Source organism: Deltaproteobacteria bacterium (assembly GCA_019308995.1).
Taxonomy (GTDB): Bacteria; Desulfobacterota; Desulfarculia; order Adiutricales; family JAFDHD01; genus JAFDHD01.
Genome location: JAFDHD010000004.1, coordinates 43,768 through 60,626 on the forward strand (window position 1 = coordinate 43,768; position 16,859 = coordinate 60,626).

Sequence of the window (16,859 nt, forward strand, 5' to 3'; positions counted from 1 at the left end):
GCTGTTGGGTTAAAAATTTCTTAACCGTAAACATGGTTACTACTGCCAGGATGGAAAGGGAGTTCCGATAAATCAAGGGGAAGATATGAGAAAGTACCAGCACCAGGCCATTGAGTCCAAATGGCAGAAAAGGTGGGACGATTCAAAACAATACGATGTCAATCTCAAAGAGGCTGCCCGGCCGTTCTACAACCTGATGATGTTTCCCTATCCCTCGGCCGAGGGGCTGCACGTGGGTAACGTCTTTGCCTTTGTCGGGTCTGATATCCAGGGCCGCTTCCACCGCATGAACGGCTGGGACGTCTTCGAGCCTATTGGTTTTGACGCCTTTGGGATTCACTCCGAAAACTTCGCCCTCAAGGTCGGCACCCATCCGGGCAGACTCGTACCCAAAAATATAACCCACTTCCGGGAGAACCAGCTCAAGCGCATTGGTAATATGTACGACTGGACCCACGAGGTGGACACCACTTCCCCTGAATACTACCGCTGGACCCAATGGATTTTTATTCAGCTTTACAAGGCCGGCCTGGCCTACCGGGCCACGGCCCCGGTCAACTGGTGTCCTTCCTGCAAGACCGTTCTGGCCGCCGAACAGGTCGTGGGCGGCCAGTGTGAACGGTGTTCCACCACGGTCACCAAGAAGGACCTGGCCCAGTGGTTTTTCAAAACCACGGCCTTTGCCCAGAAGCTTCTGGACAACCTTGAAATAATAGACTGGTCGGAAAAGACCAAGGTCGCCCAGCGCAACTGGATCGGACGGTCGGACGGCGCCCAGGTTGTCTTCAAGCTGGAGGGGCATGATGAAGCCTTCGAGATATTCACCACCCGGCCTGACACGCTTTTCGGCGTGACTTACATGGTTTTTGCCTCGGAGCACCCCCTTTTAGATAAAATCGTCACTGCGGCGCAGCGCCAGGATTTCGAGACCTATTATGCCCGGGTGGCGAGAATGACTGAAATCGAAAGGCAGGCCGAGGGTCTGGAAAAGACCGGCGTCTTCACCGGCGGCTATGCCATCAATCCGGTCAACGGCGAGCGGGTTCCCATCTGGGTTTCCGACTACGTGCTCATGGGGTACGGCACCGGGGCCATAATGGCTGTCCCGGCCCACGATCAGCGTGACTTTGAATTCGCCACCAAATTTGGCCTTGAAATCCGAACCGTCATCTCCCCGGACGGTCAGGCTCGCCCTCTTAAGAAGGCCTATACCGGCAAGGGAGTTATGATCAACTCCGGCTCCTTCAACGGTCTTGACTCCGCCGAAGGCATCCGCCAGGTAACCGAATGGCTGGCGGAAAAAAAGCTGGCCCGCTTTCAGGTCAATTACCGTCTAAGGGATTGGTGCATCTCCCGCCAGAGATACTGGGGGCCGCCCATCCCCGTTATTTACTGTGAAAAATGCGGGGCGCAGCCGGTGCCTGAGACCGACCTGCCTGTGCTCCTGCCTGACATCGAAGACTACCAGCCCGATGGCAGCGGAGACTCGCCCCTTAAAAAAGCGCCTGAGTTCTATCACACTACCTGCCCATCCTGCCACGGACCGGCCCATCGCGAAACCGATGTCTCGGATAACTTCCTCTGCTCGGCCTGGTATTTTTATCGCTATCCGTCAACCGATTTCAACGACCGGGTCTTTGATCCAACCCTGACCAAAAAATGGCTGCCGGTTGATCTTTATGTCGGCGGTAATGAACACGCTGTGCTCCACCTGCTCTATTCCCGTTTTCTATGCATGGCCCTTCACCAGATCGGTTTGATCAGCTTCGAGGAGCCCTTCAATAAATTCGTGGCTCATGGCATCATTACCAAGAACGGCGGCAAGATGAGCAAATCCAAAGGCAATGTCGTCATTCCGGACGAATTCATCAAACTTTACGGCGCCGATGCCTTCAGGGTCTATTTGATGTTCATGGGTGACTACCTGGAGGGTGGGGACTTCAGGGACGAAGGCGTACCGGCCATGCGCGGTTTTCTGGACAGGGTCTGGAGCCACATCACCGGCGAGGGATTGGATTCGGCCGAACCGACCGATGATGAGACCCTGTACTGGCTTCACCATACCGCCAAGGCGGTCACGAACGACCTCAAACGCTTTTCTTACAACACCGCCCTGGCCCGGCTCATGGAACTCCTCAATCATATCTCCCGGACATCCCTTAAAAAGCGGGTGGTGAACGAAACATTCGTCAAGCTCCTGGCCCCCTTTGCCCCTTATTTCTGTGAGGAGTTGTGGGAGCGCCTTGGGCACGATAAAAGTGTCTTTAAGGAGTCCTGGCCCGATTACCGGGAAGAGTACACGGCTCGCCAGACGATTGAATACGTGGTTCAGATCAATGGCAAGGTGCGGGCCAAGCTCCAGATGGCCGTCAATCTGAGCCAGAATGAGATCGAAGCGAAGGTCATGGCCAATGAAAGGGTTCAAGCGCTCACCAGGGGAAAAGAGATCGTCAAAAAGATATTTGTTCCCAACAAACTGGTGAACCTGGTGGTCAGATAATACCGCGGCTTCCATGCGTAATGATTTGATGTCTCTGGCGGTTTTTTCAAACACGCCTCCCTGAAATACCGTGAGATAGCTTTTTTATTTCAAGCTTTATTAATTTAAGAGGAATATGACCGCCGTCACCGGCACATAAAAAGGCCGGGGATTTAACGATTCGCCTGACTTTTTTTAGTTTTGAGCTGATCTTTCTTGGGTGAACTGAATGATTAGGTTTACGAGATAATCACTTTTGACTTGACTATACAGGTCTGAAAAGGCATATAAGTGATCGTGATTTGCCAAGTTTAATTGCGGAGGAAGGATATTGTGAACTCAGAGCAGACCTTAACGATCAATGAGAAGAAGGTGAGTTTCACTCCTGGTCAGACACTTTTAGAGGTGGCCAGGGAAAATGGAATTGATATCCCGACGTTATGCTATCTGGACCGCTGTGAGCCAACCGGGTCCTGCCGGATCTGCTTGGTTGAAGTCAAAGGGGCCAGAGCGCTCGTGGCCTCCTGTGCCATGCCTGCGGCCCCGGGTATGGAGGTTCAGACCGAAAGTGAAGCGGTGGTAAAGGCTCGGCGGATGGTCATTGAGCTTTTGCTTGCTTCAGGCGAGCATAACTGCATGACCTGCGAGGCCAACGGGGAATGCAAGCTCCAGGATTTGGCCTATCGCTATCAGGTGGAAACGATTCGTTTCTCCCGACCCATGGAATATTTCCCCATGGAGTCCAGTAACCCGCTCATTATCCGGGATTTCAGCAAATGCGTGCTTTGCGGCCGCTGTGTTCAGGCCTGCAATGAGATTCAGGTGAACCTGGCTATCTCGTTTGGTTATCGCGGCGCGAGGTCCAAGATTGTGACCAAAGGTGACGTTCCCCTGGAAGAGTCGGACTGCGTCTTCTGCGGCGAATGCGTCGGTGTCTGTCCGGTCGGAGCCTTGGTGGAAAAGAAGGCCCGTTACAAGGGCCGACCCTGGGAAGAAACCAAGATCAAAACCACGTGCTCATACTGCGGCGTCGGATGCCAGGTTTATCTACACGTCAAGGACGGCCAGGTCTTAAGAGTTACCGGCGTGGAAGACGGCTTGCCCAACCTGGGAAGCCTCTGCGTAAAAGGCAAGTTCGGTCATGAGTTTATTCACTCCAAAGAGCGCTTGACCACCCCGCTTATTCGTCAGGCGGATGGGTTCCGGCACGCCACCTGGGACGAGGCTCTGGATTATGTGGCCAAGCGTCTGAAAGAGATCAAGGAAAAAGATGGACCGGACAGCCTGGCCGGACTGAGCTCGGCTAGTGTCACCAATGAAGAGAACTACCTCATGCAGAAGCTGGTCAGGGCCGGCTTTGGCACGAATAACGTTGATCACTGCGCCCGTCTCTGTCACGCCTCCACCGTAACCGGTTTGGCCACTGTTTTTGGCAGCGGCGCCATGACCAACTCCATTGCTGAAATCGAAGACGCCGATGTTATCCTAGTCATCGGCTCCAACACCACCGAAACCCATCCGGTCATCAGCACGTTCGTAAAGAGAGCCACGCTTGGCAAGGCTAAACTCATCGTGGCTGATCCGCGTAAAATTACCTTGACCAATTTCTCCGAGGTCTGGCTCCGTCAGCGGCCGGGCACCGATGTGGCCCTGATCAACGGTATGATCAACGTCATCCTGTCAGAGGGGCTTCAGGATCAGGCCTTCATTGACGATCGCACCGAGAATTTCGAGGACCTTAAAAAGGCTGTGGCGGAGTATCCCCCGGAAAAGGTAGAAAAAATCACCGGCGTTCCGGCGCCTGACCTGATCGAAGCCGCCAGGATTTACGCTAAAGCCGAGAAGGCTTCCATCCTGTATGCCATGGGTATTACACAGCACACCAGTGGCACTGACAACGTAAAGGCTCTGGCCAACCTGGCCATGGTAACCGGTAACCTTGGACGCCCCTCCACCGGAGTAAACCCCTTAAGAGGCCAGAACAATGTCCAGGGGGCCTGCGACATGGGGGCATTGCCCAATGTTTACAGCGGGTACCAGAGTGTGACAGACCCGGCTGTCAAGGAAAAGTTCGAACAGGCCTGGGGTGTGTCTCTTCCTGATCAGCCCGGGCTGACCGTTGTAGAGATCACGAATGCTATTGATGAAGGCCGGATCAAGGGCCTTTACATCATGGGAGAGAATCCCCTTATCTCTGATCCGGACGTCAACCATGTCGAACAGGTCCTCAAAAAATGTGAATTTCTGGTGGTGCAGGATATCTTCCTGACCGAGACGGCCAGGCTGGCCGATGTGGTCCTCCCGGGAACCAGCTTCGCGGAAAAGGAGGGAACCTTTACCAATACCGAACGCCGCGTCTCCAGGGTGCGTCAAGCCGTGCAGCCGGTAGGGGAGGCCCGCGGTGACCTCGAAATCCTGAACGACCTGGCCTCCCGTCTGGGCCTGTCCTGGACCGCGGACACCGCCGAAGCAGTCATGGCGGAGATCGCTGCATTGACCCCGTCCTATGCCGGAATTTCTTATCCGCGCCTCGAAGGAAACGGGCTCATCTGGCCCTGCCTCGATAAGGATCATCCTGGAACTCCCATCCTCCATGTGAGCCAATTCACGCGGGGTCTGGGTCTTTTTACTCCTGTTGAGCACCGGGAGCCAGCTGAACCGCCATCTAACGATTATCCCTTCACCCTGACCACGGGCCGGATACTCTATCAATACCATACCGGCAGCATGAGCCGGCGCTGTGAGCCTCTTGATTACCTGGCGCCGCGCTGCGAGGTTGAAATCAATCCGGCCGATGCCGCAGAGCTGAGCATCAGCGACGGGGATGGGGTTATGGTCTCATCCAGACGCGGCGAGATCGTGGCTACCGCCCGGGTGACGGATATAGTCCCGGCCAAGGTCATCTTCATCCCCTTCCATTATGCGGAAGCGGCTGCCAACAGGCTGACTATTGCTGAGCTCGATCCTGTGGCCAAGATACCGGAATTCAAGGTCTGCGCCGCTAAGCTGGAAAAGGTTGAAGAGGCTGAAACCGGTGAGGGTGAGGAGGCTGAAGCCTCGGCCCAGGAAGCCTAGTTCCTTTTTATCCAGTGGATATAATCTCCGGGGCCTCACATTGAGGCTTTGGAGATTTTTTTTAATCATGGCCGGTTAGACTAGTTCTCATAAATATATTCCTTTGCAGAAAAATAATACCCAATAAGGAATATAATTCTGACAATCGCTATAGTATAGATTGTGGTTGTGGTTACTTTGTATCTCTGGATCATGAAGTGAAGTAATTTTCATTAAAAAACTTGACAGGCGTAACCAGGTTGTATATTAACATACCTATCAGTAAATTAAATAGTTATACATACCGGTTGGTATATTCATTTACAAATGAATACTATTATCTGCCGCCTCACACACTAGGGCCTGGAAATCTTGAAGCACCTGTCTTCCAAAAAGCGACAAAGTGAAAAAACCATCTCACGCATCCAGGAGGTGGCGATACGATTTTTTGCCAACAAGGGCTATCATGGAACCTCGCTTTCTGATATCACCAAAGCGGCCAACATCACCAAAGGAGCCCTGTACGGCCACTTTGACAGTAAAAAAGACCTTTTCCTCAGTCTGCTGAGCCAATATCGGCTTGACTTCCTTAATCCCTTAATTGAAGCCACCAATGCCACACCCGGCCATGCCCTGGACAAGCTGAATGGTTTGCTCAGATTCACTTCCGACTTTTTAGATAAGAACCCTGAACAACTTCGCATGGTCATCATTGTTTCGGCTGATCTTTTAAAAGCTGAGAGAGAGATCGAGGAAGAACTTCAAAATCTATATAGCGACTATTCACGCTTGCTGCGGCATCTGGTTGAGGATGGGCAGAGACAAGGAATTTTCTCCCTGGAGTTAGATACCGATGCCTTGGTGAATGCCATCATCGCCTTTCAGGAAGGCTCAGTTTTGCATAGCCAGCGATGTCAGGACCCCATGGACCTGCGTAACTACTTACAGACCTGCTGGGACGTCATGCTTGAAGGGTTTCAATCACATGGAAAACTGCATGATAGGACCAGCTCTCGATTTGCTAGGCGGTCAGTCCCGAGCCCGAGAAAGAAAAAAAAGGCCAGAGGAACGTTTACCCTGGGATGTCCGACTCTGGGCGATGACTCATTTGATCCGGCATTAGACCTATCGGGCCAGCAGTTGAAATATTATTCTACTCTAATTTATGACGGTCTCATGGCCAGGAACGGTGAAAACAGATTAATCACAGGTTTAGCTGAGAGTTACACCGTTTCCGAGGACAACCGCGCCCTCACCTTCAGCCTGAGAAAAGGCGTTAGATTTCACAATGGCATGGAACTTACCGCTGAAGACGTTAAGTTTTCAATCGAAAGAGCGCTTCGTCCCGACATCTTTCTCGCTTCGGTTCGGGTAGCCGAAGTCACGTCTGTACTAGTGGGAGTTGACATCATTGATAAATACACCTTGCGTTTCAATTTGAAGAGACCGTCGGCACGGCTCCTTGAACGTCTTAGCGACTACCTCCTTATCTTACCCAAAGCCATTTACGAGCAGAACGAGGAACTTTTAAAGACAACCGGCCTTGGTACAGGACCGTTCAAATTAGTGAGAAGGCAACCCTCTCAGTCGCTCACACTGGAAGCCAATGAAGATTACTGGAATAAGTCTCGGGCGCCCTCAATCAATACTCTGATCATGAAGGTCATACCGAATCCAGGGGCCAGATGGGCAGCACTGAAGTCAGGGGAAATTGATTTTGCTGAATTTACTGGAACTCCCTTTGTTAGAGAAGCTGAAAATGAGCCGCGAATGAAAGTATTTAATTGCAAATCCAGCGAGGTCATATTCTTTGCCCCAGTCGGTCATACCTCGGAAGATCCTTCAACCAAGCCTCTGACGGATGTTCGGGTCCGAAAAGCACTAACTTTGGCTATTAATCGCCAATCTATCGTGGACACAGTTTTCTCAAGGCAAGGCACTGTTACACCGACGATACGATTCCCCAATGCCAGAGGTTACAAGGCGGACCGTAAGCCTCTGCCTTATGATAAAGGCATGGCTCAACAACTGCTGGCAGAAGCCGGCTACCCGGATGGATTTGACACAGAGATACATTACTGTTCAACCATAGTACCACCGGCTTTAGCAGAAGTCATTCAGCGCATGTTACAGGAGGTTGGAGTGGCCGCGAAATTGGTCAATTACGAGGTAAGTCCTTTCTATCGGGATTTACTTATAGCAAAAACTATGAGAGGTATGACGCTTGTATCCTACAGTACCTTAAACGACACGCAGATATGGGGCAACTATCGGTTAATTGCCACACGGACACTGAATGCGCCCAAGGCGGAGGTGCTGATGATAGAAGCCGAGGCTTCATTTGACGAGGAGGTTTGGGATGATAAGGCTGCTCAAATAGAAGAGACTTACTGGCAGGAACAATACTGCATCCCCATTGGGGCCATGGGCGTCATCACCGTTGCTGGCCCGAGGGTCAAAGAATGGAAAAGTTATCCGAAAGCCGCGGGGATTATGAGTCCGGTCATGGATTACTCAGATTTAAGGCTTGAGTGAGGATAGATAAGACAGGAATAGATACATTCTTATACGGACAGGGAAACTCCAGAAAGCGAACCACACCTGAGAATATGAGAAGGTACCTGAAGTGTTTGAACACTGAACCACACTCCTTTAAAACACGAAAACAGGAGGAATCATGGAAAAGTACGATTTAGTCATCAAGGGAGGGCTGGTTATAGACCCGGCCAGCGATTTTGAGGATGTTTACAATATCGGAGTCCGGGAAGGTAAAATCACGACGCTAACCCTTAATAAGATTGAAGGTGAAAAGGAGATTGACGCCTCAGGGCTCGTGATCTCACCCGGCTTTATTGATGTTCACTCTCATGTTGATGGAACAAACAGGGCGGGAGAATATAGCGCCTTGATGGGGGTTACAACACTCATTGGCGGAAACTGCGGTACATCTCACGCGGTTGAGGGGTCTGATGTGGGAGCGTTTTTAGAGCGCATTGATAAAGATGGATTCCCCACAAACCACGGTTTTCTGATTGGGGCCTCGAATTTGAGGGAAACGTTAGGGGTAGACCGCTACGACCCGATGGAGGATGAAAAGATCCCGAGGATGGTGGAACTGGTCGAGGAGGCCATATCTCAAGGCGCCCTGGGCATCTCCTTTGGCCTGGCTTACTCTCCCGGTACAACCGAAAAGGAACTTACGGCGCTTTTCAGGACAGCCGCCCGCCACGATGTGATAGTCGCCGTCCACCCCCGTTACATGGGTCGGGGATTACCCGGATTTACCTTAGGCGCCGTGGCTGGTGAGGAGGAACTTATCGAAGTTGCGAAGAATACCGGTACCAGGCTCCAGATATCCCATCTTGGGAGCCAGCTCGGTTGGAAGTCGAGACCCTACGATGCCATTTTAACCAAAGGATTGGAAACCATTGAATCAGCCAGGGAAGCAGGTGTGGATGTAACGTGTGATTGTCACCCCTATGACGCCTGGTGTACCGCTGCAGGGGCAGCCGTCCTGGACCATTTCCAAAATCCCTTTCTCAAAGAAAAATTCGAAAAATATCAGGGTGTGGGCATATCGGATATAGAGGTGACCAGCGGTCCTCATAAAGGCAAGTGGCTCAACGAGGAACTCTTCAAGCAGGTCAGGCAGGAGGACCCCATGACTCGCGTCGTCGGTCATATGATGCAGGAGGACCTGGTGGTGAGAACTTTAATGAACCCATATGTGATGGTTGCCTCGGATTGTGTTTACGATGATGAAGGATTTCCAACACATCCCCGTGGGGTGGGCACATTTGCAAGGGTGCTCAGGAGATTGGTCAAGGAACGAGGCGTTTTGACTTTCAAGGAGGCGCTTTACAAAATGACTGTTCAGCCTGCGATCAGATTTGGGCTTGATCAGAAAGGGAGAATCGCCGTGGGAGCCGACGCCGACTTCACCATCTTCGACTTTGATACCATCGAGGACCTGGCCACCTACCCGGAGCCTGACCAGGAGAACAAAGGAATAATATACGTGATTGTGGACGGAGTGCCGGTGGTGGCCAAGGGTAAACTTAAGGAGGTGACCCCGGGAAGGGCTCTTAGGCATTAAACAGTCAAGAGAAAGGAGGGGATTTAGATTTAATTTAAAGGCTTAGGACAACGAAAATGCACAAACAATTACTATTTAAGGAGAACGAAAGATGAAACAATTTAAAAAAGAAACACTATCTTTTAAAGTATCGAGTTTATTGACCTTTTGTTTGTTGATAATGTGTATCATCAGCTTTGGTTTAACCACTACTTCTGTGGCTGCCGAGCCGCAGCGTGGAGGAACGATTTATGCCCGCTTTGCCGCTGAGCCAAGAACATTAGACCCTCATATGGTGACTACCACAGAAGAGGACGGTCTACTTTGCAATCTTTACAACCGCCTCATGCGCTGGAACAAGGACATGAGCAAACTCGAGCCTGACCTGGTGGAGAGCCTTTCAAGGCCAGATGATCGCACTCTGGTAATCAAGCTTCGAAAAGGCGTTCATTTCCATAATGTTCCACCAGTCAATGGCCGAGAACTCACATCAGAGGATGTCAAATACAGCATCGAACGGGCGGCAGGAATGCACGGTAAAAAACAACGCTTCATGGCACGTTCACGCTTCGAAGGCAAAATTGAATCCATCACCACACCGGATAAATACACCGTCATTTTCAAAACCAAAGAACCTTACGCGCCCTTCCTTCGTTATGCCTCAGCCTCGGCTATCGTTGCCAGGGAGGCCGTGGATAAATTTGGAGATTTAGGGAGGCGTGCCATAGGCACCGGCCCCTTCATCTTGAAGGACTACCTTAAAGGCTCCCATCTCACCCTGGTACGAAACCCAAATTACTTTAAGAAGGGACTTCCTTACCTGGACAAGATCATTTTCAAGTTCATTCCGTCGTCCGCGGCCAATATGAGTGCATTTCTGGCCGGGAAGATTGATAACACCCAGGTTTACTTCTTTCAGCTTGCGACGATTGAAAAGGAGGCCCCCACAGCCACCGTAGTGAAACAAAAGGGGAATCTGACCTGGGTCCTTCGAGTGCCTCCTGTGACCGATACTCACCCTCTCAAGCCGCCGTTTGACAGCAAAAAAGTGAGGCAAGCCATCTCTATGGCTATTGACAAGGCGAAACTGCTGAAAGTAGCATGGGGCGGCTATGGCACGGTACAGGTTGGCTCGATCCCCAACCGGCCTCCATATTCCCTGCCCGCGTCGGATCAGGTGGAATACAACCCTGAAAAAGCCAGAAAATATTTAGCCGAAGCCGGGTATCCCAATGGCTTTACAACAGAGCTGCTCACCTGGAATCAACCCTATATGACCAAGCCGGCGCAGGTAGCTAAAGAGATGTTAAAAGAGGTAGGGATTAATGCAGAAATAAAGGCTTTGCCAATGGCACAGTATTTTACCCGGGTCTACAAATATAATTACGACATGTCCCTGCATGTTATGGCCTACTCGGACGACCCGGATCATGGACTCACCCCTACCTTTGGAAGAAATTCCACTTACTACAAGTGGAAAAACGAAGAAATCTGGGATTTGATAGAGAAACAAAGTAAAACCATGGATCCCAAAAAACGTGTTGCTGTCATCCGGGAAGTCCAAAGAAAGCTTGTTGATGACGCGCCGGTCACATTTCTGTACACCACAAATATTTTCACAGCCTTTCAACCGCGTGTTTTCCCCAAGGATACTTATTTAAACCCCTTTCAAATGTTCCTTTTTGAGCAAACGTGGCTCACGAAAAAGTAGGCATGGAAATTGGCCGCCGGCTCTCTAAGGAGACGGCGGCCATTTCCCTTCACTTGTTCGAGGGATTACTTAAAAAAGAAAAATTAATAAAAAGGAGCCTCTAACATGAGCTACACCAAGTCTCAGCTCGCCGGTCAGGCCCTGACAGTACTGGGACCGATATCCGTGGATGACCTGGGCGTCACGCTTAGCCATGAGCACTGCCTGATTGATATAACCTGTGTATTCGTTGAACCAGAGGAGGCGACAGCCAGGAAGCTTGCCTTTGAACCGCTCTCTTTTAAAAATGCGGGCTACATTCAATACCACGGGACAGAGAACCGAGACAATTTACTACTGCTGGACGAGGAACTAGCCCTGACGGAAATTTTACCCTTTAAGCACGCTGGCGGCGGAACAATCGTTGACGTTACCAACGTTGACTTAGCCAGAGACCCGCTTGCTCTTAAGCGTATTTCCAATGCCACTGGCTTAAACGTCATCATGGGCGCCGGTTACTATGTCAGGGTGGGCCAGAATCTCGAAGTCATGGATAAACGTAACGAGGAGGACATCGCTGAAGAGATTGTAAGAGACATTTTAGAAGGGGTGGGGGCGACAGGTGTTCATGCTGGTATTATTGGTGAGATTGGCTGCTCATGGCCGTTAGAGGATTGTGAAAGGAAGGTGCTGCGGGCGGCTGGCATAGCTCAGAAAGAGACAGGAGCGCCTTTAAATATTCACCCCGGCCGCTTTGAAGACGCACCTTTCGAGATCGTTGCGATACTTAAAGAAGTGGGCGCAGATTTAAGCCATACGGTCATGGACCACATGGACCGCACCATCTTCGACTCGAAAAAACTTTACAAGCTTGCCGACTTTGGCTGTTACCTGGCTTTTGATGAATGGGGTTCTGAAGGCTATTACCCGGAATCCCTTTCTGCCATCACTGATATTATGAATGATACCCAGCGCATCGCCTATATTAAAGACCTTATGTTGAAAGGATACGGCAGCCAGATTCTTATATCTCACGATATCTGCGCTAAAAGGCGCTACATGGCCTTTGGCGGACATGGCTATAATCATATCTTGTACAATGCAGTTCCGGCTATGCGAAGGCGAGGGCTGAACGAAGAGCAGGTAAACGATCTGTTGATAGAGAACCCAAAGCGATTCCTGGCCTTCAAATAACAGCCTTCCCAACCACGAACAGACCAAGAGGCATTCGAGATATGATCTGGCTGATTAGATTAGAAATTTTTTTAATGAAGGCTTTAACCCAGATTAACCGAGAATTACAAGGGAATCCCCCCAGTCCTTATAGCGCAACAAAGCGGCGGTCGAGGTCAACCAGGCGGCTGGCCAGAGTATAAAGGATCCTCTTCACGAACTTGAGCTGAATGCTGGGTTCCAGGGTATTGATTTTGAGGGGGTCGAAACGAAGACAGAAGCATTGATCCCGGGCGACCACATGAGCGGTGCGCGGTTTGCCTGCCAGGGCATTGATTTCACCAAAGATGTCGCCCGCACTCAGCACGGCCAGAACCTTGTTGTTCTTAACCACGCTCACCTGGCCTTTGATGAGTAAATACAGATAGAGATCGTCTTCTCCTTCGGTAATGATCCGCTCGCTCGTACCGGCCTTGACCCATTCGGCAACCTCGAGAATTTTTTCGATCTCATCGTCTGAAAAAGTCTTGAAAAAATCCAGGTGCCTTAATATTTCCGGACTGGCATCCATACCTTAACCTCATATCCAGTTAAGATTGTACTTTTCCTTAATTATACAACGATTGAATGAACTTAACCAGTAATCTTGGTCTGGTAGCTGCCTTCAAAAAGCCACAGATCCCCCTGATCTCTGATTAAGAGTTTAAAATCAGAGATGGTACATCGTCAAGGATTATTTGACTTCTGTGTCAGACGCTAAAGAATATTCAGATGATAGGAGATAAAGTGACCTTGGGCTGGAAGGACCGGTAAAGGATAAAGATGGTCGCCAATTAAATTTATTCAACTTTAAGAGGCAATGAGTGAAAGGTCCATTCCAGTGAGCCATAACGGCTCATTTTTTTTGCAAAACAGTACTTCGTGTCATGCCTGCGCCCACGGAGTCGAACAGGATGATGCGGGCCTTTTTTAAATTTTCGAGATTCATGTTTATCGGGAAGCCCTGGATGGTATCTGCCTTCAGCGTACCGCGCTCAAGATCATACGGAAGTCTTTGCATGCAAACCACAGAACAATTGCCTCGCACATGGATGTTGGTCACCATTTTGTTGGCAACATAATCAACCACGTCCTTTTTCAGATCCGGCTGACCGTTATTTAAGACCTTATCCAGGGTCAAGGGTATCATGGCGAAATTGGCCTGATGTTCAATAAGAAGGTCAAGGTCATCCATGGTCAGATTGTTTCTGGACAATAACTCAATAATATGGGGCCTGGCCCCGCGGGTGGCATACAGGAAGACGCCTTTCCCGTCCATTGATCCCCAAATGTCATCCTCTTCAGTGTCAACCTCGATATAATTAGCAAAACATCCATGAGTGCTAGTATGAGAGTCAATAATACCCGCGCGAGGCCTTTTAAAAATAAATCCCTCTCCTTTATGCAGCGAAAGCTCAATGTTTAGTTCAGGAGTCAGGTAGCCGGAAATAATTGTTCCATATTTGCCTGATTCAACATATGCCCGTGCAATTTTATGAACTAAGTTCCTGTCTTCACCCACCGTCATGATATCGTAGGCAAATGATTTTACATACTGATCATAAAACTCAATCGCCCCCCTGAAGTGTTTGAATGTCCCCTTTGATGCTTCACCAGGATACATCAGCTCGACTAAGCGATGCTGAATTCTGGCGGCAATGGCCGGGACGCGATATTCTATTTTGCCAAGATGATTGTCAATGATGATGCCGTCAAGCTTGGTGTCACCCTTTAATTCAAGAATCAACCTCGCAATGTCCGTTATGAAATCCTCTTTGACATCACTTGTGATCTTATCACTTCTAAAGTAACGCCCTGAGGGTTTTAGACTAACTTTGGTTTGAAGCGCAGTGGCAAGGGAGTCATCACCAAATATGATGTTACTGGTGTCATTCGGCTTGAAGGCATTAGCCCGATGTAGATTTTCCGCCCCCACAATAATGGACAGATCCCCTTTGTTAAGCACCCCGGTTAGAGAGAGTACAAAAGCAAGCTCAACCCCAACATTGAAACCAGGACAGCCGGCATACAGGTCCATGGCCATGGCCTCGGGACAGTATTCACGCACCAGTTCAAAAGGATAGCTGATCACTGGGCCGGGGTCATACTTGTCTTCCCCTACATTTGTCGCACTAATAACCACCTTGATTCGAGAAAAATCAAAATCAGAGGTTTCGAGGAGGTCCTGCATAGCTTTAACGCCGATTCTCTCGTCAGCCGAAGCAGCCAGCCTTGTTTTCACGCCGACTCTTTGCTGAATAGTCTCGTCGTTTACGGGTATGCCACCCTTAAAGCTCAATTCTTTATTTTCAAAAAAGGTGTTATCAACCTGGGTTCCCTCATTCCATGCACCCTGGGCGATAATATCCAAAACAGAGTCTAATGACAAATCCTCTCCTCCTTAAAGCTTTTGCTTTTTTAATATCAGCTATAGATTTATAGATTTTTTTGGTATATTAACCCTTTTATTTTAATTGGTTTAAAGCAACTCGTTTGTAAAAGATTTGTAAAAGTACAGCAGTTTGGTCATAGAAGAACAGATAAAACCATTAATTGAGATAATACCAACACTGGATTCTATCCTTTGGGGAGATAGTGCCATGATAAACGAAATGTCCACCTATGACCTCAATGAGCTCAGGAAAGGATGAAACATCAGAGCATGGATTTTAGAGGAATGCCAAGCAGGGTTTGATCTAGGCGCGGAGGGCTTCGAGAAAATCTTTGGCCGTAAGCAATAATTCAGATAAATTTGAGGTTCTTTGCTATGGTTCATTTTATTTGCAAGATGGAGCTTCGTGTCATGCCAGCGCCTACAGAATCGAATAGAATGATGTGGGCGTCTTTCAGATTATCAAGGCTTCTATTCACCGGATAGCCCTGGACGGAGTCTGCCTTCAGGGCGCCTTGCTGAAGATCATACGGAAGCCTCTGCATGCAGACGACAGAACAATTACCCCGCTCATGGATGTTTGTAACCATTTTGTTGGCAATATATTCAATTACATCTTTATTTACATCTAGTTGACCGTTGTTTAAGACCTTCTCCAGGGTCATGGGTATCATCGCAAAATTGGCTTGATGTTCAATAAGAAGATCAACGTCTTTCATGGTCAGGCTGTTTCTGGACAAAAGCTCAAGTATATGAGTTCTGGCTCCGCGAGTGGCGTATAAAAAGACGCCCTTCCCATTCATGTCTCCCCAAATTTCCCCGTTGTCCGGTAGAAATTGTATATAATCGGCAAAACATCCATGGGTGCTGGTATGCGTATCAATAATACCGGTCCGAGGCTTTTTAAAAGTAAAGCCCGCTCCTTTATGCAGTCTAAGCTCTATGCTTAAATCAGGAGTAAGGTAGACGGAAACGACGGTGTTACATTTGCCTGATTCAACATACGCCCTGGCTATCTTATCAACCAGACTCGTATCCTCGCCATCAGTCATAATATCGTAGGCAAACGATTTTACATTTTGATCATAAAACTCGATCGCTTCTCTAAAGCGCTTAAAAATCCCCTTTGATGCTTCTTCCGGATACATCAGCTCAACCAAACGATGCTGAACTCTGGCCGCAGTCGCGGGTATTTTATATTCCAAGCTGCCAAGTTGATTATCAACAATAATGCCATCTATTTTATCAGTCGCGGTTAATTCAAGAATTAACCCTGCCATGTCTGATATAAAATCCTCTTTCAAATTATATTTGATCTTATCGCTTCGAAAGTAGCGTCCAGCAGGCTTTAAACTGGTTTTCGTTTCAAGCGCTGTAGCCAAGGCGTCGTCACCAAATATGATACTGCTGGTATCGTCAGGTTTAAAGCCATTGGCCCGATGTATGTTTTCCGCTCCCACGATAACGGATATATCTCCATCTTTAAGAACCCCGGCCTGGGAAAGAACAAAAGCAAGCTCGACCGACACATTAAAACCAGGACACCCGGCGTATAAGTCCATTACCATGGCCCGGGGACACTGCTTGCTAATGAGTTCAAAAGGGTATCTGATCAATGGGCCGGGGTCGTATTTATCATCTCCAGTATTTGTTGCGCCAATGACTAGCTTTATGCGAGCAGGATCAATACAGGATGTTTCAAGGAGGTCTTGCATGGCTTTAACGCCGATTCTGTCGGCAGCCGAAGCAACCACCCTTGTTCTGACGCCAATTCTTTGCTGAATTGTCTCGTTGTTTACGGGTATGCCGCCCTTGAAGTGCATACCTTTATCTTCATAAATTGAATTATCTACCAGAGTTCCCTCGTTCCATGCACCCTGGGCAGTGATTTCTAAAATGGAGTCTAGCGACAAGTCATCCTCTCCTTTTTTCAATTCTTATCAAATTTCTCGTGGAA

Annotated in this window: 9 protein-coding genes; 6 read left to right on the plus strand and 3 right to left on the minus strand. The window is 49.2% G+C overall.

Going from position 1 to position 16,859, the window contains the following annotated elements; all coding sequences use genetic code 11:
* The first annotated feature begins 85 nt into the window (after positions 1-85).
* From JRI95_01740 to JRI95_01765, 6 genes are all read left to right on the plus strand, one after another.
* Positions 86-2,500: a leucine--tRNA ligase gene (locus JRI95_01740; GenBank protein ID MBW2060263.1), complete on the plus strand. Its 2,415-nt coding sequence runs from the start codon at positions 86-88 to the stop codon at positions 2,498-2,500.
* Between the two features lie 312 nt (positions 2,501-2,812).
* Positions 2,813-5,554, plus strand: coding sequence for a formate dehydrogenase subunit alpha (fdhF, locus tag JRI95_01745; protein MBW2060264.1), 2,742 nt, complete (start codon positions 2,813-2,815; stop codon positions 5,552-5,554).
* A 351-nt stretch (positions 5,555-5,905) separates the two neighbouring features.
* A complete protein-coding gene (locus JRI95_01750) occupies positions 5,906-8,068 on the plus strand; it encodes a TetR family transcriptional regulator (GenBank protein ID MBW2060265.1) in 2,163 nt (720 codons plus the stop codon).
* Positions 8,069-8,210: 142 nt separating this feature from the next.
* On the plus strand, positions 8,211-9,629 hold the full coding sequence (locus JRI95_01755; GenBank protein MBW2060266.1) for an amidohydrolase family protein: 1,419 nt from the start codon (positions 8,211-8,213) through the stop codon (positions 9,627-9,629).
* A gap of 91 nt (positions 9,630-9,720) precedes the next feature.
* Entirely contained in the window at positions 9,721-11,319 is a 1,599-nt protein-coding gene (locus JRI95_01760; protein ID MBW2060267.1) for a hypothetical protein, read from the plus strand.
* A 105-nt stretch (positions 11,320-11,424) separates the two neighbouring features.
* Positions 11,425-12,492, plus strand: a complete 1,068-nt coding sequence (locus JRI95_01765; protein ID MBW2060268.1) for an aryldialkylphosphatase — start codon at positions 11,425-11,427, stop codon at positions 12,490-12,492.
* Positions 12,493-12,619: 127 nt separating this feature from the next.
* On the opposite strand, the gene JRI95_01770 is transcribed toward JRI95_01765, so the two are convergent.
* The 3 genes from JRI95_01770 to JRI95_01780 form a co-directional block, all read right to left on the minus strand.
* A complete protein-coding gene (locus JRI95_01770) occupies positions 12,620-13,042 on the minus strand; it encodes a cyclic nucleotide-binding domain-containing protein (protein MBW2060269.1) in 423 nt (140 codons plus the stop codon).
* Positions 13,043-13,366: 324 nt separating this feature from the next.
* Complete coding sequence (locus JRI95_01775; GenBank protein ID MBW2060270.1) at positions 13,367-14,899, minus strand: hypothetical protein; 1,533 nt, start codon at positions 14,897-14,899, stop codon at positions 13,367-13,369.
* A gap of 383 nt (positions 14,900-15,282) precedes the next feature.
* Positions 15,283-16,836: a hypothetical protein gene (locus tag JRI95_01780; protein ID MBW2060271.1), complete on the minus strand. Its 1,554-nt coding sequence runs from the start codon at positions 16,834-16,836 to the stop codon at positions 15,283-15,285.
* Between the last annotated feature and the right edge of the window lie 23 nt (positions 16,837-16,859).

Bases quoted from the DNA above. Each gene is read 5' to 3' on its own strand.
- JRI95_01740 (MBW2060263.1), top strand. From the start codon at position 86: ATGAGAAAGTACCAGCACCAGGCCATTGAGTCCAAATGGCAGAAAAGG.
- JRI95_01755 (MBW2060266.1), top strand. From the start codon at position 8,211: ATGGAAAAGTACGATTTAGTCATCAAGGGAGGGCTGGTTATAGACCCG.
- JRI95_01760 (MBW2060267.1), top strand. From the start codon at position 9,721: ATGAAACAATTTAAAAAAGAAACACTATCTTTTAAAGTATCGAGTTTA.
- JRI95_01765 (MBW2060268.1), top strand. From the start codon at position 11,425: ATGAGCTACACCAAGTCTCAGCTCGCCGGTCAGGCCCTGACAGTACTG.
- JRI95_01770 (MBW2060269.1), bottom strand. From the start codon at position 13,042: ATGGATGCCAGTCCGGAAATATTAAGGCACCTGGATTTTTTCAAGACT.